The organism is Candidatus Leptofilum sp. (genome assembly GCF_965223285.1).
In the GTDB taxonomy this organism is placed as follows: Bacteria; Chloroflexota; Anaerolineae; order Promineifilales; family Promineifilaceae; genus Leptofilum.
On sequence record NZ_OZ244997.1, the window covers coordinates 2,425,258 to 2,451,581 of the forward strand.

Here is a 26,324-nt window from a genome sequence, read left to right on the forward strand (position 1 = left end):
AATGGAAATTGGGGATGAATTAACTGATGCCCAATTACCCGATTACTCATTTACTTTCTTCAACATGATGGCTACTTCTGTTCAGACTAAAATCAAACAAACCGTATTAGAAGACCCAGCTTTCGCTAAGCTGTACAAGTATAAGCAGAATCAGTTTTTGCAGCGGCTGGAAGTTCATTGGGAGGATGTGATACGGCCGTTGCACCACCTCTACAGCCATTTGCACATCTTTGAACCGTGGCTGATCGCCACTATCACCCGCATCAGCCAAGCATACGCCCAACGCCCACAAGCGCTGCACCAGCTCGATGAAAAGCGGCTGCTACAGCCAGACTGGTTCCAATGCGCCAACATGCTCGGTTACGTGGCCTACACCGACCGCTTCGCCGGCAATCTCAACGGCGTCGCTGAAAAAACAGCCTACCTCAACGAGCTAGGCGTTACCTACCTGCATCTCATGCCCCTGCTCCAACCCCGACCCGGTGCCAACGACGGTGGCTACGCCGTCATGGATTATCGCCAGGTAGATTCCCGGCTCGGCAGCATGGCCAATTTAGCTAACCTCGCCACCTGCCTGCGCCACAACAACATCAGCCTCTGCATTGATCTGGTATGCAACCACACGGCCAAAGAGCATGAATGGGCCCAAAAAGCCCGTGCTGGGGATAGTACCTACCAAGATTATTATCTGATGTTCCCCGATCGCACCTTGCCGGATGCTTACGAACAGAACCTGCGCGAAATTTTCCCTGACTTCAAGCCGGGCAACTTTACCTATTACGAAGATTTGGAGAAATGGGTTTGGACGACCTTTAACGAATATCAGTGGGATCTAAACTACCAAAATCCGGCCGTTTTCACCGAAATGCTGGACGTTATGCTCTATCTGGCTAATCAAGGGGTGGAGGTGCTGCGGCTGGATGCCGTCGCCTTTATGTGGAAGCGTATGGGTACCAACTGCGAGAACCAACCAGAGGCCCATCTCATCCTGCAAGCATTTCGTGCCCTGTGCCGGATTGCGGCCCCTGCCCTGTTGCTCAAAGCCGAAGCGATTGTCTCGCCGCAAGATTTGGTGCCTTATTTAGGGCGCGGCGTGGCGGCCAACAAGGAGTGCCACATTGCCTACCATAACGTGCTAATGGTGATGCTGTGGAGCTGCCTGGCAGAGCGCAAGGCAGTGCTGGCCACCAAAGCATTGCAAAATATGCCCGCCATTCCATCCGGCACAAGCTGGGTAACCTACGTGCGCTGCCATGACGACATTGGCTGGGCCATTACGGAGGAAGATGCGGCGCAGGTGGGGCTAGATGGTTTTGCTCATCGCGCCTTCCTCAGCGATTTTTACACGGGACGATTTGACGGCAGCTTTGCGGCTGGCACCACTTTTCAATTTAACCCGCGCACCAACGATCGGCGGGTCAATGGCTCATTGGCGTCTTTGGCGGGTTTGGAAACGGCCGTTACCAACACAAACTGGTCCCAAGTGGAGCTAGCCATTCGGCGCATCCTGCTGCTGCACAACCTCATTTTTGCTTTTGGCGGCATCCCGCTCATCTACATGGGGGATGAACTTGGGCTGCTGAATGACCACAGCTACCTCGACAATCCCGATTTGGCAGACGACAGCCGCTGGATCCACCGGCCATTTATGGATTGGGAGAAAGCGGCTGAACGGCACAATCCCGACAGCATCACGGGACGCATTTTCAGTGGCTTATGTCAATTAATCGAAGCTAGAAAACGAACAGAACTACTGCACGCAGAAACGGCCGTCTACCCTGTTTGGGCCTCTAATGACCATGTTTTTGCTTTGCTGCGCGAGAATCCGCGGGGGCGGCTGCTCGTACTGGCCAATGTCACCGAGGCGCACCAAACCGTCACGCGCCACCGGCTGCATGAACTAGGATTTGGCGGCTTGCTCATTAACCAGATCACAGAGCAACCCATCGACATGTGGCAAGACCTTATCCTCGAGCCATATCAGGTCGTCTGGTTGCAACAAGCAGCATAACCTAACCGCCCAGAGGTTTTGAACCTCCGGGCGGTTACTCGGGAGGATTCTCATGACACTCTATGGCGGAATCGAAGCAGGTGGCACAAAATTCGTTTGTGCGGTAGGCAGCGGCCCCGGTGACATCCAGGCCGAAGCACGCTTCCCGACCACCCAACCGGCGGAAACCATCCAACGAGCCATTGACTTTTTCCAAACACAAATAGCCGAACGCGGCACATTAGCAGCCATCGGCATTGCTTCCTTTGGGCCACTTGACCCGCATCCAAATTCGCCCACCTTTGGCCACATTACCACCACCCCCAAACCGGGCTGGGCCAATGCCGATTTGGTAGGGCCAATTCGACAAGCGTTCAACGTACCCATTGGCTTTGATACAGACGTAAACGGGGCAGCGTTGAGTGAAGGAAAGTGGGGGGCCGCGCAGGGGTTAGATACCTTCCTATACTTCACGATTGGCACTGGCATTGGTGGTGGGGCGATGGTAAACGGCCGTCTCCTCCACGGGCTGCTCCATCCAGAAATGGGCCACATCACTCTGCCCCACGATTGGGAACAAGACCCATTCCCTGGCAAATGCCCCTATCATGGCGACTGCTTTGAGGGGATGGCCGCTGGTCCAGCCATCGAAGCGCGCTGGCAAACCAAAGGGCAAGATTTGCCACCAGATCATTTCGCTTGGGAACTGGAAGCCCACTACATCGCGCTGGCGATGCGCAGCTTCATTTGCACCCTGTCGCCCCAGCGCATCATTTTGGGTGGCGGCGTGATGGAGCAGCCACAGCTATTCCCGCAGGTTCGCCACAAAACGTTGTCTGCCCTCAACGGCTACGTGCAATCCCCAGCCATTTTGGACAACATAGACACATACATTGTGCCACCAGGCTTGGGCAACCAAGCGGGTGTGCTAGGGGCATTTGCTTTGGGGATGCAGGCACATAAATAGCGCGACAAAAATCGTCAAAAGATGTGATGGGGGAGAACTGGTTTTGCTCCATTGGCACGCACCCATAACAAAGCAGCCAGGCACACACCCAGCAAAGAAAGCGCCACCCCCAAGGGCACATCCCACGGCTTGTACCAAAATTGGTAAATGTGCGTCCCAGCCGGAGCCTCTACCTCCAACCATTGACTGGCTAAAAAAGGAACAGGCTGACCATCGCGAACGGCCGTCCACCCATCCCATTGGTTCTCATGCACAATTAGCTGACCCGACTTTGCACTGCGGCACACGACTTTAATGTAGCCGCCCTGCGCCTCTGCTTCACAGGGAATCATTTCATCTGATGTGCGAATAGACGCATAGCTATTTTCCGGCAAACGCACAATGGAAATATCAACACGCTGAGTAATGAAACCAGGTTCTGTAAAATCCACATCTTCTCTGGCAGCCTTTAGAAACGGCGACGGCAACGACCTTCCCACCCAGCTAGACGGCCGTACATGATCGGTTAATTTCAAGCCATTTTCGGCCGCATAAATGCCCCAGTCATGTTCGCCAAACGGCAACGCTACCCACTGCGTATCAGGGGTTTGAACATCGCTCAACACCCAATCAATAACCGGATCTTCTTCATGTGACGTAAACAGCCAACTATAACTAAACAAATACACAGCTTCTAACGAATGATACATAGCAACAAGCAAAAAGACCCAGGTGAGGACGTATAGCACACGCCGATGCAATGATATGCGTGAAACTGCCAACCTCACCAAAGGCCAGCCCTGCCGCAAAATAATATCCGCGCCCCAAGCTCCCATTGCCACAATAAACGGCACACCTAACCCTTGAATCAACGACGGAAAGCGCACACCATAGGCAAAAGTAGGCCAAAACCGAGCCAACCATTTAAAAGGCAAACCACTACTGCTTACCAAAACCATAAAAAGGGCCAGCAGCAAAAAAAGCAACTGCTTTCGCCGTGCTGGGCGAACGCGCATCAGCGGCACAATTCCTAGCAAAATCGGTGCCCAGCCAATAAAGTTTAGGTAAAGGTATGGAATCGGAATTTTATAAAGGTCTTCATTGTGGTAAAAACGCAGGTCATCAATGACGTAGTTCAGAGGAATGTATTTGAGTGGTTGAACAGATTTAAACAATGGATCAATCTCTTTACCAAATTCAGACCCGAAGTGAGCAAAGGGCAGCAAAAAAGGGGCGGCTAACAACAGTGCCAATAAACCCGCCAATAAAAACTCTTTCCACACTGGCCGCAGTTGAAAACGCTTATCTACAAAAAAAAGGATAGCTGCTGGTAAAACAGAAAGAGCAAAGCCCAATTGCAAGTAGCCCTGCCCAGAAACAATCGCTAAAGCCAGAATGAAGCCAAAAATAATTGCATCACGCCGACGACCGTATAAAGCCAGTTTAAGTGCAGGGGCAATTGCCAGACTGCAAGCGGCCGTAGACAACACCACACCTACCACCCCAATTTCCATTCTGCCAGCCAAATGGCCACCCGCCGTTACTAAAAATGCGCCCCATAATCGAGGTACAGGGCCAATTTTCAGTACATACCCCAACCACAACTGCCCCAAACCAGCCATCGCCAAACTGGCAATCAACACCACTTTAGCCCCATTAAACCCACCCCAAATGAGCGTAGCTACGATAACCAGCGGATGCAAAACACCCGCATGAAGCTCTGCAAAAGCAGGTGAACCACCGTTATACATGCCATTCCATAAGAGACAATCACCACAATCTCTTAAAAGTGTCCAAATATAGTGAGGCTGAATAGCCATGCCAAATTCGCGGCCGTGCGGCCACTCCAGCATAGAAAAATCAAGGTAGCGACGCCCAAGCCACAGCACCCACATCACCACCAGACCAATTTCAAGCAACAACTTCCAGGGCAGCTTGCGTGCACCGTCACGCACCAATAACCATTGACGAAAATAAGCAAAACGAGAGGATGCGGCTTTCACAAAATACATAAGCAACATGATTGTACAAGGCTGTTTTCAGATAAACAATTTGGGTTTATCAGTAATTGGGGGTCCGAGCCCTTAATCACTGATAAACCAACCTTCTAGCATGGCCTACCACAAAGTACCGAGGCAATGGAGAACGGACAACTATGACAGGCCTATCTCTAATTCCCATATTTCGAACTGTTAGCCAACTGTTTTACGGCCGTTTGCGATTTGCCTGTTTAATGTCATAATTAGGCAACAGTTCCGTAACTTGTTCCACTGTTTAATGAGACATTTGTATATGCCATACCCAGTCGCATATACGCCAGAGATAGCAGTACCATCATGGCAGAAAACAAACGACCCTCCGGCAATTGGTTTTCCTTAAACAATTTACGCCGTTTTTTTAGCAACCCCGGCCCCCAAGCAAGCTCCTCTGAGCGGGAAGCGTACCTAAACGATTTGGTTTACCAACATCGTACATTTGATGTAAAAGGATTTGCCAACCCCGGCGAGGCCACGCTGCCGCTGGCGCAGGTTTTTGTCGATGTTGGCTTGGGCACCACAGCGCAAGAAGCGTCTGCCAACCCCATCCCCGCCATGCAAAAAAACGCCCGCGAAGAGCGCCACTCAATCTGGCGATTTGTACAAAGCCGCCCAGCAGAAAGGCCGCAAAATTTGGTGGTGCTGGGCGCACCGGGCACGGGCAAAACCACGCTGCTCAAACATCTCACCCTGACCGTGGCGCAGCCCACGCAGGCAGGTGCCCCCCGCAAAAAAAGCCCCATCTTTTTGTATTTGCGGGACATCGCCAGCCACATTCAGCAAAATCCACATTACAGCTTGCGGCAAGCGGTGCAAACCATGCTGCAAAATCGCCAGGTTGAGCTTTCTTTGGATTGGTTAGCGGCGGAGTTGGCCAACGGCCGTTGTCTCATTTTGCTTGACGGCCTGGATGAAGTTGCCGACCTAACGCTGCGCAAGCAAGTCGTTACCTGGGTGCAACAGCAAATACGCCAGCAACCCCATAATCAATTCGTGGTGACCTCACGGCCGTTTGGCTACAGCACCAATCCCCTGCCCGACGCCCTGCTGCTAGAGGTGAAGCCATTCACCATTGAGCAAATTCACACATTTGTCCACAATTGGTACCTGGCCACCGAAATGCAAACCCAGGGGCACAATGACGACGGTGTCCAGCGGGAAGCTACCGTGCGCGCCACCGACCTGCTAAGACGGCTGCACCAGGCACCTGCCCTGCTAGATATGGGCATCAACCCTCTGCTACTGACCATGATTGCCACCATTCATCATTACCGCAGCAGCTTACCCGACAAGCGCGTTTTGCTCTATCATGAAATTTGTGATGTCTTTTTGGGCAAGCGGCAGCAGGCACGCGGCATTCAATCCGAGCTAACGCCCATTCAAAAGCGGCGCGTGCTGCAACGTTTGGCATATGAAATGATGCGCCGCAATTTGCGCGACACCGTTCGCGCCGACGCTGCCGACATCATCGACCCGGTGCTGCGTCTAATAAATCCCCAAACGGACAGCGTCTCTTTCCTCAAAATGGTAGCCGATACGAGCGGCCTGCTCGTTGAGCATACGCCCGGTGTTTACCGCTTTGCCCACCTTACCTTTCAGGAATATTTAACGGCCGTTCACATCAAAGATGAAGGCTTGGAACCGTTGTTACTTAATAAGGTTGATGATGCCTGGTGGCACGAAACGATTCGCCTCTATGCGGCTCAGGCAAATGCTACCAACATCATCCGCGCCTGCGTGATGCGCGAAAAAGCCTCTGTTCCCGCCCTCACCCTGGCGGTGGAATGCCTGGATGAAGCGCAGGAAGTGGAAGATGATTTCCGCAAGATTCCGGGCGAACTGCTGCGCAGCATTGAAGATGAAAATCCGGAAATTCGCCGCATCGGGGCAGAGGTGCGCTTGCTGCTGCGACTGCGCAACCTGGTTCGGCTGGATGAAATGACGTACGCAGACACAACGCTGGTGACCCAAGCCGAGTACCAACTCTTTTTGGACGAAATGCGGGCCAACGGCCGTTACCATCAACCAGACCATTGGACAGAGCTGCAATTTAGTAAAGGGGCGGGGCAGGAGCCAGTGGCCGGCGTACGGCCGTCTGATGCCCAGGCGTTTTGTCATTGGCTCTCTGAACGAACCCCTGGCCCCTGGCACTTCCGGCTGCCTACCGACAAGGAGACCGCCCGTCTGGCTAAAAATGGCTCTGCGCCCGACGAGGATTCGCCCATTGGCTACTGGTATCAACGAAACGGCCGTCCCGAATTGGCACCCTCGGCAACGCTACAGCAGGATCGGGCCTTGGTAGAAAAATTGCAGCGACAACTCAAACAAAAACTGTTAAACGATCTGATGGCGTTTCAGGATATTAGCGAGACAGACGCGGAAGCCAGGCGGCTACAAAAGGTCATCCTGGAACAAGCAAAGCGACGTGCCTACTCTCTGCTAGATTTAGAACGACGGCTCCCTCTCGCCGAAAGGAGCAACGAAGAAATCAGTCGTTATTTTAGCCTCGTTCAGGATCGGAATACTGAAGGGATAGCCATCGATATGGAGAACGCCATCCTTACGGCCAAAGCATCTACCGACACGCCCACACCCAACATCGCAGAAATACCTACCCTAGATGAGATCATTGCGATGGGCAGGCGGCTGTTAGCAACACTGGAAAATCTTCATTTTCCCGACCGGGTGCATCAACTATTACGCCAACTAATGCACGATCTGAGTCGCGCTCGCGACCAGATGTCTACTAATCGCCAAAACATGCAGGTGGCGTTTCTCTCCCACAGAGAGTTGGTACGTCATATCAACAGGGCATTGCTTTCGGCCCAAAACCTGCTAGATGAACTCAGCTACAGCCGCACCGACGCCCGAATTCGGCTGCGCGTCCATGTACTGCACCACAGCCTGACACTGCTGCAAAGTCATACTCAACAAAATGACACAGAAAAAAGTCGGCCCAAGCGTGAACGGCTTCGCGTCTTGCAAACCCTGGTTGATTTGTACGTAGATTTGGCCATCCTGGAGAGCCGCGCCAGCCAGAAGCTGCAAGCCTTGGAGGGCATCCGCATCATTCGTGAATTCCAAGCTGCCGATGAATAATGAGAAGCGGTAATCACTAACATTCCTGTAGGTTTGTAACCACTTTTCTATCAGGTAATTGTCAGGTTATGAAGGGTCCTGGCATCTACAATGGGTTTACGGCACGATGGTTTGATCCTGGCTGGAGAACGAACCTGCATCCGCTGTAATTTGTCCTTGATGTATCCTAAGGGGTGCAGAAGTTATGCGCAATACCTATCCACAACGACAAACGACACAAACACCCGTTTATAAAAATGATTGCCTGCACGCTATTTTCCAGGCGGTACAAGCCGGCCGCTGTGTTCGCGTGCTGGGCCCTCGGTTTCGCACCAAAAGCGCACACATGCTGGCCGCCGCCCAAATGTTACAGGAACAATGCACGCACAATGTACTTTATATCAGCATGAAAGAGTTGCCGAATGTACGGCAGGAGAGCTTTTTTGTGAAGCTTTCTACAGATCTGTTGTTGATGAGTGAGGCAGATTTGTATGTGGGATTGTACGGCCGTTTGCAGCGCGAGCTTTTCCCCATGGATACCCCCATCCCAGTAGAATTCATGCAAACTTCCCGTGAGTTCTGCGAGGCGATGCAAACCATCGTTCGGCGGCAGGATCGCCCCCTCGTCCTGTTTATTGACAATTTGAACACGGCACCCCCCAATGTGGTGCTTTCGCTTTTGAATACGCTGGCCGATTTGTACACGGCCGTTTCCCAAAGTAGCGGGCCACAATTTCAAGCCGTTATTGGCGGGGCACTCGATCTACAGAACAACGCTGGCCTGACGCCCACCCGGTTTTTACACCTATCTGAGCTGGTCTGGATTCATGATCTGGATGAGGCTGAACGCCAGGCATTTGGTTTAGCAGCCTGCCAGCGTGCTGAAATCAACCCGGACGACCATGCCCTCAAGGCTCTGTTTCGGCAAACAGGCGGCGATTTGTTCCTGATGGAGCGCATTCTGGGGCTCTGCCTGAAGCAGCTAAAGCGGCGCGGGCAGCAAACCCTCACGGCTCCGCGCATTTCTGAAGCCATTGATGCCTTTCTCAACAACCCTGTAAACCCGAAAGTTGAAGAGATTTTACAGCAGGTTGAGGGGGACACAAATTTACTCTTCTGCACGCTTTCGATGCTGGAGCACGGTTCGCTGCCCATTAGCCAAATGCCTATGACGCTCTCTAGCTTTCCCAATGTGCTGGATTTGTGCGGTATTTTTGTCCACGATGGAGATAGCTACAGACTCAAGAACAATATTTGGGGGCATCTGCTGCAAAAACATCTGAATCCGGCTCAGGTGGGTGGTTTTTATGCGGTAAACGGCCGTTGGCATCATGCCTTTGAATATTTAGGGAAAGCGTTAAACGAAGGGCAAACTGATGTACGGCCGTCTTTGTATACGGCCGTACTCAACGCCATGCACGGCAGCGAAAATGCAGTTGGAGCCTTTAACAGTTTGGCACAGGGGCTAACGGCCGCCTTCCCAGATAGCGATCTGCATCTGTACGCTTGGCAAGAAGGGAAATTAACGCTTTTCTTCCCGGACAGTTCCAGTTTTGGCCAACAGGCGCGCCTGGAAAACCCCAACGGCCCTGAAATGCAGGCATTAAACGATGCTAACTTCACCATCGCATCTGTGGAAGACGAATTACGATTGTTGATTCCGCTTCGGTCGGCGTTAACGCCAGAAACTCCCGTTGGCCTCGTCTCCTTGGGCAAATTGGTCTCCCCTAATTCGCCATACCAGCGTCGCGACGAGGTGCTGCAATTGGTGAGCTTTTTGCACCAGGCAGCCCAAATCATTGAAGAGCGTGCCCAATATGCCAACCTGCTCTACATGGCCGAGGGGCGGTCCACAACGCTCAACCGCCTCAACAGTATGCTCACCGACATGCTTAATCATCGCGAGTGGCCAGAATCACACATTTTGCAGCTGGCACTCAACGGCATTACCTCGCCGTACGGGCTAGATTTGAACCGAGCCGTCTTGCTGATGCTGAATGAAAATGATCAATGTTTGCAGGTGCCCTTTGCCGCTGGTCAGCTCACCCAACAAGATGCCGATATTGAGCGAGAGCTATGGCTGCAATATTCACCAGAGACGGCTCTGACGGAAACGGCCGTTTCTTACGGCACATCGACCATACAAACCGCCCTTAAACGATTACACCTCCCCCTGTACGCACCTGCTCCCGATCTGCTGCTGCACCAGCTACAGTCTGGTGAGCCGCTGCTGAGCAGCAGCCAACTACCGCGCCAAGGATTGCCGCCCATCTTTGCCAAAGCCATTGGTGCGCCGAATGAATTTGCCCTGGTGCCGCTGACAACAGGGGAACATATGTTTGGCATCCTGTACGTAGACAACAAATTCGCGCCCCATCCCATTTCGCCAGAACAGTATGAACTGCTGCAAACCTTTGTCAGCCAGGTTGCTCTCGTGCTGGAAAATGCACGCGCCTTGGTGGTCGAGCGGCAACGAACCATTAATTGGCGGCAGCTTCTGGAAGTTGAAGAAACGCTCAACAACAAAGTGACAGATTCTATTGATGGATTGCTGCAAACGGTTGTTCAATCAGCCCGTGAACTGTTTCAGGCAGATAGTGTTGTTATTTACCCGATTCACCCAATGTCTCAAAATGGAGTTGTTCGTTATGAACCAAACCATGTTAAAGCAGAAGGAACAAGCCATATTGTGCAACCAACGGACAAACCACGGCCCGCACATGGGCTAGCTTCATATATTTTGCAGCAGGGGTTTCTCGCCGTGAGCGATATAAATGCGGCCGTTTCTTCCCGTTTGCGCCTGTGCCTGGAGACCAGTACCTTTTTGCCCCGTGAAGGCGTTCGTGCCTTTGTAGGCCTTCGGCTAGGCACCGCTGCGGCCCCCACCAGTATCCTTTATCTCAACTGGAAGCAGCCACACCAGCTTACAGCCGAACAGAAAACCGTTTTAGAAGTGTTCGCTAACTTCGTGGCCATTGCGCTTCCCAGTGCTCGCAGCTACCAACAGTTAGAACATAATCTCTCACGCCGCGATCTGGAACGCAAAGGCATCGATCAGTTATTTTTCAGCAGTGCCATCTTCCGCTCTGATGAGGCCATTGAAAACACGGTGCTTTTGGCTTTGCGTCGTGCTCAAGAGTACACGGGCGCACCGCGTGTCTTTTTAATTCGGGATGAGCCAAAGGGAGCGTGGGGAATGTACCAGCTTCTTTCTACCAACAAGGTGTATACTCGTCAGCTAAATGCTTTGCCCGGTGGCCTTATTGAAAAAGCATTCACCAGCGGCACAAGCCAGCTAGAAACAAACGCGGGACCATTGGAAACCGGAAAGTTCCGCTCCCGTTTTTACCCTGAATCGCGCTGCGGTCTGGCAGTTCCCGTCAAGGTTACGGGCAATCCGCTGGCTGTGCTTTACCTGGAAAGCCCCAAACGGTACGGATTAACCAAAGACCATCAACGGTATCTATTTTCATTGGCTAGCCGTTTGGCTATGAATCTGGAGCAGGCCGACCGCAATCGCACGTTGCGTGAACTGCGTGATTTATCGCAACGGCTGGCTGACGATGTGGATTTGAGCCAATTGCTGGCGGCTATCATTTCGCAGGCATTGAACGCCTTGCAGGCAGTTGATGCCATCACGGTTTACCATCGAGACCCCGAAACTACGCGGTATATGATGACCACTGTTTCCAGCACACAAGAAACGGCCGTTGTCACCGCTTTGCCAGATGAACTTTCCCCACTGGTTAAAGCCGCCTGGAAATTAAATCAACCAAAATTCGTGAAAAAGGTAAAGAAGAATCCACAATTACGTCAGGTCTTCCCGCACCCAAATCAATATCAATCTACGGCCGTTTTCCCGCTAGAAGTTGGCAGCAGTCGCGTCGGCTGTATGTTCTTCGGCTACGAATTTCGCAATCAGTTCAGCGAAGCAGACCGGGGTACCCTGGAGCAATTTGCGCAGCTTGCAGCCCTGGCCATCCTGCGTGCGCAGCTACACATCGAAGCTGAACAGCGGCAGCAACGTCTGGATACCGTCTCGCGCATCACACCCATTATCAGTGCCAGCGTCAAAGTCGATTTAATTTTCCGTAATCTGATTCAGGAAATTCTGTCTGCCTTTCCCAAAGCAAACAACGCCTGCATTGTGGAACATTTGCCAGATAAAGAGGAAGTTGCCATTACAGACAACACCCAACCGTTTTATCATGTAGATATTCCTCTGCTGGAAGATCACACATTTCGTACCCAGCTTAGTAAACGCCGAGGCATTGCGGGGCGCGTTTTGGCCACAGGTGAACTCAGCAATGTGGAAGATGTGAGCCAGGATATTGATTATATTCCCGCCATTACCTCCACCCAGTCGGAAATTGCGGTTCCCATCATCATTGATGATGTGGTGACTTACATCTTGGTTATAGAGAGTGATGAACGAGCGGCTTTTTCCAAAGCGGATGAGAAATTGCTGGATACATTGGCCAAGCATGTGGCGCTGGCGGTGAAAAACGCCAACCAGTTCGAGCGTTCACAAGCTTTAGAGCTAGCCAAACAAACAGCGATGATGGCCACGGGTTTGGTACATGATATTAACAACGCTGTGGCCGCCTTCCCTGATCTTGTGGATGAGATTGCGTATAAATATGAGAAGAACCGTGATATTGCGGCCCCGTTGGCCAACCTACAAAAAAGTGCCAGAGCCACGGATAAAATAAGCGGCCGTTTGAAAGATTTCGTATTTACAGGTGCTTATCATCCAGAAACTGAGGACGTCAGCAGCCTCATTCAAAACGCAATTGATCTCAGCAAACCTCAAAAACCACCGCACGTGACGATCATCAAAGAAATTGCCCCGGATATGCCCAAAATTCAGGCAGACAGTCTGTGGATCGAACTGCTCTTGAAAAATCTGTTTGTTAATGCATTTGCAGCCATCCCGACTGCTCGGGATGGCAAAGTAATCATCCAAGCAAAAACAGATGAAACACATTTATATCTAACTGTTCAAGATAACGGTAACGGCATTCCTGAAGAAATACAGCAAGAGGTTTTTAACTTTGGCACAACAACAAAAGGAGACTCTTTGCATCAAATGCACGGTGTGGGCCTTTACCATTGCCAACTCATTGCCAGAGCCCATAGCGGCACACTTCACCTGAAAAGCGATCCGGAAGTAGGCACTATTTTTACATTGAGTCTACCACTGCAAAGTAGTACGCAATCTAGCTTACAGGAGGGATTGATCGATGCTTGAGCCAAATCATCAGCTACGCATTTTGCTGGTTGAGGATGATGAGAATGCCTACGACCCCATTATGCGTTGGCTAAAAGAAGAGGGATACGTTGTTCGGCTAGCCACTTCATACATAGAAGCTAAATCCGCTTTAGAGACGGATCATTTCCATTTAGCTATCGTAGATATGGTTTTGGCCGCAGAAGACCCAGAAAAGGTAGAAGGGCTTCAACTTTTAGAGGATATTGAAGCATTGCAGCTACACGGCGTCATGCCGATTATTGTCATCACGGCACACCAAAAATATACGCTTCCTGCCTGGAACCTTAATGCGGATCGCTTGATTTTGAAGAAAGCAGGTTATCTGAGGGAACTTTTGGCGACGGTTGAAGAATTGGCACAAGAAAAAATAAAAGTCAATTTCGATCTAAAGTATGTAAGTGACTCTCTTAATGTATTGGAAGATGTAGCAGAAGATGTAAACTGGTCGATGGCGGAACGGCCGTCTACCAAACTATTAGCCCCCCAAGTACGCGACCTCTTTGGCAAGCTGTTTGTAGATGCCCGTAGCCTATACGTAAGTAAACTCAAGCCTGGGCTTACAGGCGCGGCCATCGTCCGCATTCAGCCGACCTGGCAAACTGGGGGATTAGGGCGATCATATGTGGCTAAAATCGGCCGTAAAGATAAAGTAGAAACCGAGAGCCGCCATTTTGAAGCCAACGTCAAACATTTTCTCACGGCCGATGCCGTGACGCAGGCAGATGTCCATTACTCGCGCCATTTAGGTACCTTGCTCTACACCTTTGCCGAAAAACAAGGCGTCGCCCTTAAAGAGTTTGATGAGTTCTACCAGCGGAGTGAAACGAGCCAAATTATCGCCAGCTTACGCAATTTGTTTGAGCAAACGTACCGATTCTGGTTTGCAAACCCAGAACGCGACTTAGCCGACGTGCCTTCACTCTACTACGATGCCTTTCAACTGGACCCGAAAAAGTTAACCGGGCGTATCCAGGTGGTGCTGCCAGAACTCGATCCTGATGACGACTTAATTCAGCTAACGCCGGGCAAAGAAAACGTGATCAATCCCATTGCCTGGCTACAAAAGCATAAGCAAGAGTGCGTTATTCAGGTTAACAAATGCATCACGCATGGCGACCTGACAGGGCGCAACATCATGGTAGATGAATCTGGCCGGTGTTGGTTGATTGATTTCTACCGCACCTACAAAAGCCACATTTTGCGCGACTTTGTTATTCTGGAAACAGATGTGAAGTACCGCCTGATGTCTTTGCTGAGCCTGACGGATTTTCTGCATTTTGAAGAGGCTCTGCTGGAAGCTGATCGCCAAAAACAGCCCCCCATTTTGCCTCCTTCATTTTCTAAAGATGCTCGCAAAGCGGCTGAGGTTGTGTTTGCCCTGCGCCAGTTGGCACATCGGTATGCACACAGTTTTAATACGCAACAAAACGATGCGCGGCAAGAGTATTTGCTGAGCCAGTTGATGGGTACGCTCAATGTGGTGCGGCTGCGGCACATTTCAGAAAATCGCAAGCTGCAAGCGATGCATTCAGCCGTTATGATTTGCGAGGAGTTGGACTTGTTGGCGGGACGCCAGCCTGCGAAACGCGTCGTGGATATGTATCGGGAACCTGTGCCGGTAAACCAGTCCACATTTGCTGAAGACAGCAGCTTCTTTGCCCCTGCCCTTATGTTGGCCACCGCCCAGCAGCGGTTCCTGGCTGAGAATTTGGCCAAACAGAATGTGATCTTGTTTATCGGTTCGGCCGTTCCTCACAATGCCGATTGGCCCAACAGCCAGGAATTGGCTTTGCAACTGATGAAAGAGGTTGATATTTCAGCCTCCACCAGCGACAAACCAACCAAGCTATTTGCTTTCTATATCAACCGAATGGGCAACCGCAAGCGGCTCATCCAAAAACATATGGAATATTTTGCACCTGGCAAACGGCCGTCCATCTACCGTGCCGCTGCCAAACTGCCGTGGCGCAAAGTGTATACCACCAACCAACACACTTACCTGGAGCAAGCCTACCAGGAAAAAGGGGATAGCTTTGCCATCCAACTAAACGCCAACGGTGCCAATCCACCTGAAAATGGAACAATGATTATCCATAAGCTGTATGGCTCCATCAACGCCAGGGAAGATGACACCTCTCCCCAAACGTTGCCCATCACTGAATACGATCATCGCCACCATGAAACGCTACAGCGAGTCACACAGCTTTGGCAACAACTGGCAACGGCCGTACAAGAGGGTGCTTTCCTGCTCATGCTCTGCCCCACCGAAGACGAGCTCATGTCTGCCTACCAATATTGCCAACCGGGCGTAGCCGATGGCCTGATCTGGCTCGCGGGTGGCGACATCTCTGAAGAAGAACAGGATGTTTACCGCAATCTCGATTTCCGCGTGCTGCCCGATTCACCTAATCAGCTGCTCAAAGTTTTGTTCACCCTCACCAACTACGGAGGCCAAGAATATCCCGGCTTCCCGCAAGATTGATGGTCAAGGAGTTTTCCTGCAATGACACCCACAACCCAACGCCCCGGCTTCCGCCAAACCGAAACTGAAAAGCTGTTCAAATGGATGCAGGCGGGCGAATCCGCTTCCATCATCGGCATTAGCGGCGTCGGCAAATCGAATCTGTTCAACCACATTCGTGATCCATACACCCAGGCACACTACCTGGGCGGATTAGATGGCACCACCATTATCATCCGGGCAAACTTCCACTACATCCCCGACTTTTCGGACCGCAGCATTTATAGCTTGATTCTGGAACAGCTAGAAATGCTGGACGGTGATGCAGAGCGGCTGGGGCTAACCACAGAAGATATTGATAAGATTGGCCAATATCATGAGAAATTACTCAATGCCAAAGATGATACTCTCAAAGTACAGCGGTATTTCAAGCTGGCCCTGCGCGCCTTGCTGGGGCAATCTGATAGACGCTTGGTTTTTCTCTTTGATCAATTTGACGATGTGTATCAAGAGGCCGAAGAACGGCTATTTGCCAATTTGCGTGGCCTGCGAGAGGCATATAAATATCGCATCTCTTACCTTGTGTTTACCCGCGACATGATGCCCAATTTGCTCGATTTGGATGCTGGGCGGGAAGAGTTTTATGAGCTGCTGGCTTCCAACATCATGGGGCTAAAGCCGTATGCCAAAAGCGATGCGATGTCTGTGTTGGAACGTGTGGCTGGGCGGAATAAAATCACCCTCACAGATGACCTGCGCGAAGGACTCTATGCGCTGGCTGGCGGTCATGCTGGCTTGCTGCGAGCCGCTTTGCTGGCAACCACACAAGGCCAGCTCGCAGACAAGCTCCAGCACAAAGATACGGCCGTTCGTCTCCTCAAAAGCCCCGGTGTAGAAATGGAGTGCGACAAACTGTGGCACAGCCTAAGTGCTCACGAACAGCGCGTGCTGCTGGCTAAAGCCCAAGGCATCGACACGGCAAAGGAAACGGCCGTTGTGACTCAACTGCAAATTAAAGGCATCCTCTCAGAAGGGGATACGGCCGTTATTTTCTCCCCCATTTTCACCCAGTTCATTGCCACCCAAGATGCCCTCTGGGAACGGCCGCTCTTCTTCGATGAACCTTCCCGCCAAATTTGGGTGCAGGGCAATCCCGTCCCCCGACTCACCCAATTAGAATACCGTCTGTTTCAGCAGCTTTATCATCAAGCAGGCGAGGTTGTGGAGAAAGATGAACTCATCACCGCAGGTTGGCCCAATGCCCAAGGTGGCGTCTCCGACGAGGCTCTCATTGCCGCCATTGCTCGCCTCCGCAAAAAAATAGAGCCAGATCCCAAAAACCCCCAATTTTTAGCAAATGTGCATAACCAAGGGTATACCCTGCAAATTGATTGACAGATTCCCTCAGAAAACTGACGATTCAAGGGAATAAAGCGATGTCATCTTTTTGTTGCCCCTGCGTTTGCCGCCCGTCAGGCAAAATTAGCCCAACTGGATTAAGTTCACCTTAGGTTTGCCAGCAGAGCCAAACGGCCGTTGCTGTAACCATCATTGTGTCTTGTGCGTATAGGATGTTGTATTGGTAGCAAATAAAAGGAGAGACTCAACATGGTAACTTTATCTTACGCTGCGCTGTTTGGCTTATTGCTGGCTGCCTTTGTCTTGGGGCTACTCTTTCCACTAGTCTTGCTTGTTTACGTTGTGTTTAGTGCCAGGGTACGGTGAGGGACGGCCGTTTCCTCAAAGGCTCTAACCACTTTCAAAACTTATTGGCCGATGCCCAGTCAGTTGTCACATTTATCACTTTTTATCCGGCCACTGTTTGCCAAACATCATTAGAAACCATCACAACCAGAGTAAACTACTAGCAACTGCACAAAACAATCGGAGGTAACATTATGATTGTTCATCTAAGCCTTTCTACAATCGTTATTGTGGCTCTGATGATGATCATTGCGGGACTGATGATCGGCGTGGCCATGAGCCGCCCACGATAATTTAATTTGCTCACTTTTGCTATCTAATCAATAGCATTTGCGATATTGCGCGGGGAATCGGGGGTTCTGAGCCGCGAGTTCTCTAGCCAAAAGAAAAACGGGATGGCGTAAAAACCATCCCGTTTTTCTTTACTTTTATTTATGAAGTTGATTGAAAAGGTTAGTCGCGGCCACCGCCCGTGAGCAGCAACACGTAATAAAGCAATGTGCCGATGGCCGAAACGGCCGCTGCCACATACGTCCACGCTGCTGCATCCAATACTTTGTCTACGCCCTTGACCTCATCACCAATGAGTACGCCATTGCCAACCAATAGCTGCTTGGCGCGTTTGCTGGCGTCGAACTCCACCGGCAGGGTCACCAGCGTAAAAAGCACGGCCGCAGCAAACATAATCACGCCCACCCAGGCCAATCCGGTGATGTTGAGCAAGAAACCACCAATGAACAACCAGGGGGCTAACGAGCTGCCAAACTGAGCCGCAGGCACCAACGTGCTGCGAATTTGGAGCGGGAAGTAACCCTTTGCATCCTGCAGGGCGTGCCCCATTTCGTGGGCAGCCACACCGGCCGCAGCAATGCTGGGTGTGCGATAAACATCCGGGCTAAGGCGCAAAACCTTGCTGCGTGGATCATAATGATCGCTAAGGAAGCCTTGCGTCTCTTCCACCTTCACATCATACAAACCCTGCGCATCCAGAAGCTGGCGTGCAACCTCAGCCCCGGTTACATTGCGGGCCGTACGCACCTGCTTATATTTGTTGAAGTTCCGCTTGACGCGAGACTGCGCCCAAAAGCCTAGCAGCAAGCCCGGCAAAGCAAATAATAAAAAAAGCGGGTCAAAAAACATCGGTCAACCTCGTTATTTCCGTATTTTCACAGGGGCTAGGGCAGGTTGCAGTCGCGGCCGTTTTTGCATCCGCATCATCAACAAACCTGCTGCACCACTGACGAATATTAATAAAAATGATAAAGATGGTAATGTTATCATGATGTTCCCTTGCGAGTTGAAAGCTATTGATCAAACTTGTCTAGATTTTGGCATAACTACCCAGCTATCGTCAATCATTTGACCATCTTTCCAATACATATCTTACAATACAACAGGTTAAATTACACAAAGATGAGAGAAGCTCTTACAATTGACATCTGCACCGTTTTTTAGCGCAAACACAAACCTTATGGAGCAAAATGAACGATCATTTTAGTTTACCCAAACAATTAGGCGATGGCTTGGTGCTGCGTTGGGCAACGCCAGCCGACACAGATGCGCTGGCCGCTTTTAACGTCCGTAGCCATACCGATAACCCGGAAAATCCAGAAACGTGGCTGGCGCACTGGACGGAAGATTTGATGCGCGGCGACCATCCTACTACTACTGCCAGCGACTTCACTGTGGTTGTGGATGAAAACGGTGGCGGCAAAATTGTTTCGACGCTCAACCTTATCTCCCAGACCTGGGCGTATGAGGGCATTCCGTTTGGCGTGGGGCGACCTGAGTTGGTGGCAACTGACCCAGATTATCGGCGGCGCGGTTTGGTGCGCGAACAGATGACGGCCGTTCACGCCAAAAGCGCAGCGCGGGGCGAGCTTGTGCAGGCCATCACCGGCATCCCCTGGTATTACCGCATGTTTGGCTACGGCATGGCACTAGACCTGGGAGGTGGGCGCACCTTTTTGTGGGATCGTCCTGGCAATTACAAACCAGTCGAAGAGGAACCGTACCAAATTCGCCCAGCCACCGAAGCAGATTGGCCGCTGCTAGGCAAGCTGTACGACGCGCACAATCGAGGCAGCTTACTCAACAGAGTCCGTGACGAAACCATCTGGCGCTACGAATTAACGGTTTCGCATCCCGATTCGGCCTACGCACGCCAGTTTCGCATCGTTGAAACGGCCGAAAATCGCCAGCCAGTTGCCTACGTCGAGTACAAGCAGTGGGGGCCTGCCTACACGGTGCGCGAATTTGGCGTGCAGCCGGGCCACTCCTGGCGCGCAGTCGGGCTGTTTGTAACCCGTCACTTCAAAAAACTGGCCGATGCATTGTTTGAAAAAGAAGAGAAGCGACTGTTGGGCATCTCTTTCGGGCTGGGGCAAGGGCATCCCATTTACGAAGCATTGGGCAGACAGCTAGAGCCACAGCGACGGCCGTATGCCTGGTTCATCCGCGTGCCAGACCTTCCCGCCTTTTTGCGCCACATCGGCCCCGTGCTGGAAAAACGGCTGGCACAAAGCGTATTAGCCGGGCACAGTGGCACCTGCCGAGTTAACCTGTACCAGCAGCAATTTACGCTTGTTTTTGAGCAAGGCAAGCTAAAAGAAATCGGCAGCTATGAGCCTAAAAATGTAGAGGATGGCGATATTCACTTTTCAGATAGCACTTTTTTGCACGTTCTCTTTGGCAAAAACAGCCTGGAAGAGCTAAATGAAACCCACGCCGACTGTTATTCACGCGACCCGGAAGCGGCCGTTTTGTTTAACATCCTTTTTCCCAAGAAGCCATCCTGGGTGGTGGGGTTAGGCTAGCACTATCGGAGAAAGTGATGTTGGCAGCTTTTTTAAGGAACTCACTAGATGCAAATTTATAAGCAGGAAAATTCCCACTTATTTTGTGGATACTGGAATGGCTCCCCTGTAGAAATTGGCGAGGGTCGCTTAACACGTGTTCCCAAAAGCGAAGTGCGCCACAAACATCCTTATCACGAATACTATGTCGTCTTGGAGTGGGAAGCACAGCTTGAGGTGAATGACCAGATTATTCCCATCAAAGCAGGCATGGTTGTCATGATAGAGCCAAATGAATGGCATCAAATAATAGCTATCTCTGATGCTGGGGCGCGCTGGGTCATTATTAAGGAACGTTCCGAACCAAATTCCAAGATTGTGGAAAATATTAAACGATGAAAAATCCTGTACGGCCGTTTCTCGATTACCAAAACGTCTTCATTCTGGACGGTGGACTGGCGACCGAATTAGAAGCCCGTCGCCACAATCTGGACGATCCGCTCTGGTCTGCCAAGCTCCTGCTGGAGCAGCCAGACGCCATTCGCCAGGTGCATAGCGACTATTTGTGGGCGGGGGCCGACTGCATCATCAGCGCCAGCTACCAAGCTAGTTTGCCTGGTTTGCTGGCGCGAGGTCTGAGCGAGGCAAAAGCTGCTGATCTAATTCGCTTGGCTATGCAGTTGGCAATCCAGGCGCGGGATCAGTTTTGGGCAATCATGGCCAATCGGCGCGGGCGGTTACGGCCGTTGGTCGCTGCCAGCGTGGGGCCATATGGAGCTTACCTGGCCGATGGCTCTGAATACACAGGCGTATACGATTTGGACGAGGTGGGGCTGTTAGCCTGGCATCGGCCACGCTGGGAGATTTTGGCGCAGAGCGGCGCCGATCTGCTGGCCTGCGAAACAATCCCCTCGCTGGCGGAAGCCAAGGCACTGCGCCAGCTTTTGCTCGAAACGCCCAAAATGCCCGCCTGGATGAGCTTTGCCTGTCAAGATGGCACCCGCATCAGCGACGGCACATCGCTGGCCGACTGTGTGCAACTACTCAACGACGTGCCAAACCTGATTGCGGTGGGTATAAACTGCACTCCACCTCGCTATTTGCCAGCGTTGATTACGGCCGTACAAAATCACACCACCAAGCAAATCATCGTCTACCCCAACTCTGGTGAGCAATACGACTCCGTGAGCAAAACCTGGCTGGGTCAATCCGACCCCTCCGAATTTGGCACGATTAGCCGAGAATGGCGCAAGATGGGAGCGTTGTTGGTCGGGGGCTGCTGCCGCACCCGCCCTGCCCATATCCAGCAAATCCGCGACCGCACACGGCCGTTAATTTCGTAACTCTTGCGCAACGTAGATTTCAAAAGTCTCGTATTTCCCAAGCAAATCTCGGGACTCCCCGCAAGACTTTTGAAATCTTTTCATTGGAAGTGCATAATATCAGTTTATAAAATCAGGACTTACGCAGTGAAGACTACAAAAGTCTTGTTCTCTCTGGAATTTACATCATTAGACCAAAGACTTTTGTAGTCTAGTTAGGGCGAAGGCGTAAGTCCTAAAAATAAGAGCCTAACAGATGAGGCTCGCATTTGTTGTATAATGACCTCAACCACTATCTATCTACAAGCAACCAAGGCAATTCATATGATTGAACAAACCGTAAATATTGACGACAGGTTAGCCGAATTTGAAGCCCGCATTGCCCGAGGGGAGAAAATCGAGCCGGGGGATTGGATGCCGGACGAATACCGCCGCCAGCTCATCCGCATGATTTCACAGCACGCCCACAGCGAAGTGGTGGGGATGCTGCCGGAAGGTGCCTGGATTCCCCATGCGCCCAGCCTGCGCCGCAAAATGGTGCTCATGGCCAAAGTGCAGGACGAGGCAGGACACGGCCAATATTTGTACCATGCCGCTGAAACGCTGGGGGCTACCCGTGAAGAGATGCTGGATGCGCTGCTAACGGGCAAGGCAAAATACGCCTCCATTTTTAACTATCCCACCCTCACCTGGGCAGATGTGGCCTGGATTGGCTGGCTGGTGGACGGCGCGGCCATCAAGAACCAGACGATGCTGGCCCACGCTTCTTATGGTCCCTACTCGCGGGCGATGGTACGCATCTGTGCCGAGGAGACATTCCATTACAAGCAGGGCAAAGAGATGATTGTCCATTACGCCACCAACGGCACGCCGGAGCAGAAAGCGATGGTGCAAGATGGCCTGAACCGCTGGTGGAACCCCACGCTGATGATGTTTGGCCCGCACGATAGCGACTCGACCAATTCTGAAATTCTCATGCGCTGGGGCATTAAAACCAAATCAAACGACGAGCTGCGTCAAGAATTCATCAACGAAGAAGTGCCAGAAGTTCATGCACTTGGTCTCACCATCCCTGATCCTGACCTGCATTTTGATGAAGAAAGCGGCAACTGGATTATCGGCCCAATTGATTGGGATGAGTTTTGGCGGGTCGTAAAAGGGAATGGCCCCATGAATGCAGAACGGCTGGCCGCCCGACGAGATGCGCATGAAAACGGCCGTTGGGTGCGTGAAGCCATGACAGCCTACGCAGAAAAAGTTCATAATCATGTCTGATACCCAGTGGCCTCGGTATGAGGTATTCAAGCAAGATAATCCTAAAAAGCGGCATGAGGCGGTTGGCTCGGTGCATGCGCCGGATGCGGAGCTGGCTTTGCAAAACGGAAGGGATGTGTTTGTCAGACGGCCGTCTGCCGTGAGCTTGTGGGTGGTGCAGGCCGATGCCATCTTTATGATGACGCGGGAAGAGCTAGAAGCCAATCCTGATTTTTGGGTACAAGTATGGAAGGTGGATGGCACGCCAACACTGTTTCACATTTTCACTAAAACCAGCCAGCGACGTAGCATGACCTATGTCCGCCATGTGGGTCAAATCGAAGCCGTGACGCCCGAACTTGCTCTGCGCGACGCCATCGAGAGCGGCAATTTTGACGCCGACAATGTCTGGGTTTGGTGGGTGGTGGCTGATGAATTTATCCATCGCAGTAATGAGAACGATATCGAAGCCTTGTTTGCCCCTGCGCTGGACAAAACATACCGACAGCAATCACACTACGGTTTTGTCAGCCCCCGCCGTCAGCAACGCGGCCGTCAGGAAAAATAAATGGGACGCTGATAAGCACAGATGTCACAGATTTTCTCTAAACTCTCTGTGTAGCTCTGTGCCATCCCCGTGAACCTCTGTGTTCCGCTTTTAAGAATCATATGAACCAAACAATTCAACAACTACTCACCCAAAAACTGCTGGCGATGGCTGATGATGAGCTGATTTTGGCACATCGCAATTCGGAATGGATCGGTCATGCGCCGATATTGGAAGAAGATATTGCCCTGGCCAACATCTCCCAGGATGAGCTAGGTCACGCCAATATTTGGTACGAGCTGCACCAAGCGTTCACCGACGACGAGCCAGACGAGCTGGTTTTTTTCCGCGAGCCGAGCCAGTTCCGCAACGTGCAGCTTGTTGAGCTGCCGCGCGGCGATTGGGTATTTACTATGCTGCGCCAATACCTTTTTGACACTTACGAATTGCTCCTGCTCGATAAATTGCAGCATAGTCACTTTCAACCGCTGGCGGAAGCAGCAGCCAAAATCCGTAATGAGGAAATCTACCATTTGCGGCACACCAATAGCTGGATTAAGCGGCTAGGGCTGGGCACGGATGAATCCAATCGGCGCACACAAGCGGCACTGGATGAACTTTGGCCGTATGCTCAACAACTTTTTGTGCCGCTGCCGGGCGAATCACTTTTGGTGGATGAGAAAATTGTGCCGGATTTAGCACTGCTGCATGAAGAGTGGTTGGAGCGAGTACGGCCGTTTCTCACCGCCGCCAATCTCACCACCCCCAGCAACCAAACGCCACCCACCACCAGCCGCCGCGAACATACAAATCACCTCGCTACCTTGCTGACCGACATGCAGAAAGTGGCCCGGCTAAATCGCGAGGCAGTTTGGTAACGAGATGACGTAGAGGAAAACATGCCGTCTACCAATTGTCATGCTGAGGTCCTCCGAAGCATCCCTCAGCACTTGCACGTAGCAAAACCTTTCGACAATTGACGGATTTTAGGGATGCTTCACTCCGTTCAGCATGACATATGGAAGGCTCCTTGTCTTCAATCTTACTTGGCTCCAAAATGAAAGAACTAACTCCTACCAAAATCTGGCAAGCACTTGAATCAGTCAAAGACCCGGAAATTCCGGTGATTTCTGTGGTGGAGATGGGGATCGTGCGGGATGTGACGGTAGATGGCGACGCTGTTTGCGTGACAATGACGCCGACCTTCTCTGGCTGCCCCGCACTAGACGTGATGCGACGGGATATAGAAACGGCCGTTCGCCAGCTAGGCATTCAAAACGTCACCGTAGAAACGGTGCTTCACCCCCCCTGGAGCACCGACTGGATAACCGACGAGGCCCGCGAAAAGCTGCGCCAATTTGGTCTGGCCCCCCCACAAAAACACGGCGGCGACCTCATCTCCGTCGCCTTTTTAGACCTGGCCGAATGCCCCCGCTGCGCCTCTAAAAACACCTCAATCAAAAACAGCTTCGGACCCACCCTCTGCCGCATGATTTACTACTGCCACGACTGCCAAGACGCCTTCGAACAATTCAAGCCGCTTTAATTTTTTTAGCCACAGAGGGCACAGAGATTTTAGAGGTTTTTCTCTTTTCCCTCTGTGCTCTCTGTGGCCAATTTATTCAAATTCGGCGATGGCGGCACGGCCGACCATTTCCAGCGCGGTGTCGCCAGAGGGCGGCTGCATGGAGCCAGCTCGCACGTCACGGAAGTAGCGTTCCAGCGGCAGCGCCTTGGTGATGCTGCTGCCCCCGGCAATGCGTAACGCCTGGTCGGTCACCTTGTTGGCGGTTTCCGTCACCATCGTTTTGGCAGCAGCAATGCGGGCAGACATCTTTTTACGATCCGCGTCGTCGCCTGCCCATTCGGACGCCACGTCAAACAGCAGCGAGCGTGCCGCTTGCAAGGCCACGTCAATCTCGCCAATTTGCCGCTGGATTTTGGGCAGGGTGGCGATGGGTTTGCCTAAGGCCGTAGGTACGCGCTCCAACGAAAATTGGATGACGCGATTCCGAGCCGCCATCGCTGCTCCCAGGTAAATTGTTGACATAATCATTGGGAACCAAACGTTCGGCTTTGCCTTGGCATCACCTCGCTCAACCACATAACTTTTAGGAATATGGACATTGGTAAAGACCACGTCATGGCTGTCGCTGGCCCGCAGGCTGAGCGAATCGCTCCAGGTGGTGATCCACTCCACGCCGGGCACCCCTTGCTCCACCAACACCACGGCGCCCTCCCCTTCCAAATCGACCCGAACCAGCATATGGGTGAGGTGTTTGCCACCCGTGGACCACGTTTTACGGCCGTTCACAATCCATCCATCCCCGTTTTTTGTGGGAACGGCCGTTGTGGCTGGCAAACCACCTCGCGACGGGCTACCCATCGCTGGCTCGCTAGCGATGGAATTGAACAGCGACCCGCTAGCCGCCAAACGGCAAAACTGTGCATACCAGTTGTCATCCCAACTACGCACTTCCCGCTGGTGGCCAAAAATATGCACCTGCATTCCGGCCACAATGGCGGTGGAGGTGCTACCTTGCGCTAGCGCGAGCTGCGCCGCCACGCAATCCCGCAACGACAGGCCATAGCCGCCAAATTCTCGCGGCACGCTAATACCCAGATAGCCAGAATCTTTTAGCGCGGCCACGTCTTCAGTGGGCAGTACACCCGCTTTGTCGGCCTCGTCAGCGCGGCTGGCAAACTGTTGGGCGAGGGTGGTGGCTAAGGAAACGGCCGTTTCCACATTCTTTTCGTCTTGATTTTCCATGTCATTCATCATTTTCTTCATGAAATCGATTCTAACCACAATCTACAAGCCTCGCCACCGAGTAAAATAAACCGCAGAGACCGCGAAGAACGCGGAGGTTTCCTAAAAATCTCTGCGCTCTCCGCGTCCTCCGCGGTAAAAATTTATGA

16 protein-coding genes are annotated in these 26,324 nt (G+C 51.9%); 13 read left to right on the top strand and 3 right to left on the bottom strand.

Going from position 1 to position 26,324, the window contains the following annotated elements:
* The first annotated feature begins 1 nt into the window (after position 1).
* Both ACOQPU_RS11135 and ACOQPU_RS11140 read left to right on the top strand, forming a co-directional pair.
* Positions 2-2,011: an alpha-amylase family protein gene (locus tag ACOQPU_RS11135; RefSeq protein ID WP_420645181.1), complete on the top strand. Its 2,010-nt coding sequence runs from the start codon at positions 2-4 to the stop codon at positions 2,009-2,011.
* Between the two features lie 52 nt (positions 2,012-2,063).
* On the top strand, positions 2,064-2,957 hold the full coding sequence (locus ACOQPU_RS11140; RefSeq protein WP_420645182.1) for an ROK family protein: 894 nt from the start codon (positions 2,064-2,066) through the stop codon (positions 2,955-2,957).
* Between the two features lie 14 nt (positions 2,958-2,971).
* Here ACOQPU_RS11140 and ACOQPU_RS11145 read toward each other — a convergent pair whose 3' ends face one another.
* On the bottom strand, positions 2,972-4,948 hold the full coding sequence (locus tag ACOQPU_RS11145) for a hypothetical protein (protein WP_420645183.1): 1,977 nt from the start codon (positions 4,946-4,948) through the stop codon (positions 2,972-2,974).
* A gap of 324 nt (positions 4,949-5,272) precedes the next feature.
* On the opposite strand from ACOQPU_RS11145, the gene ACOQPU_RS11150 reads away from it, so the two are divergent.
* From ACOQPU_RS11150 to ACOQPU_RS11165, 4 genes are all read left to right on the top strand, one after another.
* The gene (locus tag ACOQPU_RS11150) at positions 5,273-8,071 is read left to right on the top strand and encodes an NACHT domain-containing protein (protein ID WP_420645184.1); all 2,799 of its coding nucleotides are present in this window, start codon (positions 5,273-5,275) and stop codon (positions 8,069-8,071) included.
* 424 nt (positions 8,072-8,495) lie between these two features.
* Positions 8,496-13,301, top strand: a complete 4,806-nt coding sequence (locus ACOQPU_RS11155; protein WP_420645185.1) for a GAF domain-containing protein — start codon at positions 8,496-8,498, stop codon at positions 13,299-13,301.
* Entirely contained in the window at positions 13,294-15,804 is a 2,511-nt protein-coding gene (locus tag ACOQPU_RS11160) for a response regulator (RefSeq protein ID WP_420645186.1), read from the top strand. The genes ACOQPU_RS11155 and ACOQPU_RS11160 overlap by 8 nt, the downstream gene beginning before the upstream one ends.
* A gap of 21 nt (positions 15,805-15,825) precedes the next feature.
* A complete protein-coding gene (locus ACOQPU_RS11165) occupies positions 15,826-17,178 on the top strand; it encodes a winged helix-turn-helix domain-containing protein (RefSeq protein ID WP_420645187.1) in 1,353 nt (450 codons plus the stop codon).
* A gap of 762 nt (positions 17,179-17,940) precedes the next feature.
* Here ACOQPU_RS11165 and ACOQPU_RS11170 read toward each other — a convergent pair.
* Positions 17,941-18,627, bottom strand: coding sequence for a zinc metallopeptidase (locus ACOQPU_RS11170; RefSeq protein WP_420645188.1), 687 nt, complete (start codon positions 18,625-18,627; stop codon positions 17,941-17,943).
* Between the two features lie 341 nt (positions 18,628-18,968).
* Between ACOQPU_RS11170 and ACOQPU_RS11175 the strand changes: the two genes are divergently transcribed.
* The 7 genes from ACOQPU_RS11175 to paaD all read left to right on the top strand — a co-directional run bounded on the left by ACOQPU_RS11175 (position 18,969) and on the right by paaD (position 24,951).
* Positions 18,969-20,303 carry a GNAT family N-acetyltransferase gene (locus ACOQPU_RS11175; protein WP_420645189.1) on the top strand — a complete coding sequence of 445 codons (1,335 nt, stop codon included), beginning with the start codon at positions 18,969-18,971 and terminating at the stop codon, positions 20,301-20,303.
* Positions 20,304-20,351: 48 nt separating this feature from the next.
* Complete coding sequence (locus ACOQPU_RS11180) at positions 20,352-20,681, top strand: cupin domain-containing protein (protein WP_420645190.1); 330 nt, start codon at positions 20,352-20,354, stop codon at positions 20,679-20,681.
* Complete coding sequence (gene mmuM, locus ACOQPU_RS11185; protein ID WP_420645191.1) at positions 20,678-21,625, top strand: homocysteine S-methyltransferase; 948 nt, start codon at positions 20,678-20,680, stop codon at positions 21,623-21,625. Before ACOQPU_RS11180 ends, mmuM begins: the two co-directional genes overlap by 4 nt.
* A 303-nt stretch (positions 21,626-21,928) precedes the next feature.
* The gene (gene paaA, locus ACOQPU_RS11190; RefSeq protein ID WP_420645192.1) at positions 21,929-22,879 is read left to right on the top strand and encodes a 1,2-phenylacetyl-CoA epoxidase subunit PaaA; all 951 of its coding nucleotides are present in this window, start codon (positions 21,929-21,931) and stop codon (positions 22,877-22,879) included.
* On the top strand, positions 22,872-23,426 hold the full coding sequence (locus tag ACOQPU_RS11195) for a phenylacetic acid degradation protein (RefSeq protein ID WP_420645193.1): 555 nt from the start codon (positions 22,872-22,874) through the stop codon (positions 23,424-23,426). Before paaA ends, ACOQPU_RS11195 begins: the two co-directional genes overlap by 8 nt.
* Before the next feature lie 101 nt (positions 23,427-23,527).
* Positions 23,528-24,283 carry a 1,2-phenylacetyl-CoA epoxidase subunit PaaC gene (gene paaC / locus ACOQPU_RS11200; protein ID WP_420645194.1) on the top strand — a complete coding sequence of 252 codons (756 nt, stop codon included), beginning with the start codon at positions 23,528-23,530 and terminating at the stop codon, positions 24,281-24,283.
* A gap of 179 nt (positions 24,284-24,462) precedes the next feature.
* The gene (paaD, locus tag ACOQPU_RS11205; RefSeq protein ID WP_420645195.1) at positions 24,463-24,951 is read left to right on the top strand and encodes a 1,2-phenylacetyl-CoA epoxidase subunit PaaD; all 489 of its coding nucleotides are present in this window, start codon (positions 24,463-24,465) and stop codon (positions 24,949-24,951) included.
* Positions 24,952-25,023: 72 nt separating this feature from the next.
* Here paaD and ACOQPU_RS11210 read toward each other — a convergent pair whose 3' ends face one another.
* Entirely contained in the window at positions 25,024-26,175 is a 1,152-nt protein-coding gene (locus ACOQPU_RS11210) for an acyl-CoA dehydrogenase family protein (protein ID WP_420645196.1), read from the bottom strand.
* Between the last annotated feature and the right edge of the window lie 149 nt (positions 26,176-26,324).

What these genes read in the sequence shown, in the direction of transcription:
- ACOQPU_RS11135 (WP_420645181.1), top strand. Translation starts at nt 2, where the DNA reads ATGGAAATTGGGGATGAATTAACTGATGCCCAATTACCCGATTACTCA.
- ACOQPU_RS11140 (WP_420645182.1), top strand. Translation starts at nt 2,064, where the DNA reads ATGACACTCTATGGCGGAATCGAAGCAGGTGGCACAAAATTCGTTTGT.
- ACOQPU_RS11145 (WP_420645183.1), bottom strand. Translation starts at nt 4,948, where the DNA reads ATGTATTTTGTGAAAGCCGCATCCTCTCGTTTTGCTTATTTTCGTCAA.
- ACOQPU_RS11150 (WP_420645184.1), top strand. Translation starts at nt 5,273, where the DNA reads ATGGCAGAAAACAAACGACCCTCCGGCAATTGGTTTTCCTTAAACAAT.
- ACOQPU_RS11160 (WP_420645186.1), top strand. Translation starts at nt 13,294, where the DNA reads ATGCTTGAGCCAAATCATCAGCTACGCATTTTGCTGGTTGAGGATGAT.
- ACOQPU_RS11165 (WP_420645187.1), top strand. Translation starts at nt 15,826, where the DNA reads ATGACACCCACAACCCAACGCCCCGGCTTCCGCCAAACCGAAACTGAA.
- ACOQPU_RS11170 (WP_420645188.1), bottom strand. Translation starts at nt 18,627, where the DNA reads ATGTTTTTTGACCCGCTTTTTTTATTATTTGCTTTGCCGGGCTTGCTG.
- ACOQPU_RS11175 (WP_420645189.1), top strand. Translation starts at nt 18,969, where the DNA reads ATGAACGATCATTTTAGTTTACCCAAACAATTAGGCGATGGCTTGGTG.
- ACOQPU_RS11180 (WP_420645190.1), top strand. Translation starts at nt 20,352, where the DNA reads ATGCAAATTTATAAGCAGGAAAATTCCCACTTATTTTGTGGATACTGG.
- mmuM (WP_420645191.1), top strand. Translation starts at nt 20,678, where the DNA reads ATGAAAAATCCTGTACGGCCGTTTCTCGATTACCAAAACGTCTTCATT.
- paaA (WP_420645192.1), top strand. Translation starts at nt 21,929, where the DNA reads ATGATTGAACAAACCGTAAATATTGACGACAGGTTAGCCGAATTTGAA.
- ACOQPU_RS11195 (WP_420645193.1), top strand. Translation starts at nt 22,872, where the DNA reads ATGTCTGATACCCAGTGGCCTCGGTATGAGGTATTCAAGCAAGATAAT.
- paaC (WP_420645194.1), top strand. Translation starts at nt 23,528, where the DNA reads ATGAACCAAACAATTCAACAACTACTCACCCAAAAACTGCTGGCGATG.
- paaD (WP_420645195.1), top strand. Translation starts at nt 24,463, where the DNA reads ATGAAAGAACTAACTCCTACCAAAATCTGGCAAGCACTTGAATCAGTC.
- ACOQPU_RS11210 (WP_420645196.1), bottom strand. Translation starts at nt 26,175, where the DNA reads ATGGAAAATCAAGACGAAAAGAATGTGGAAACGGCCGTTTCCTTAGCC.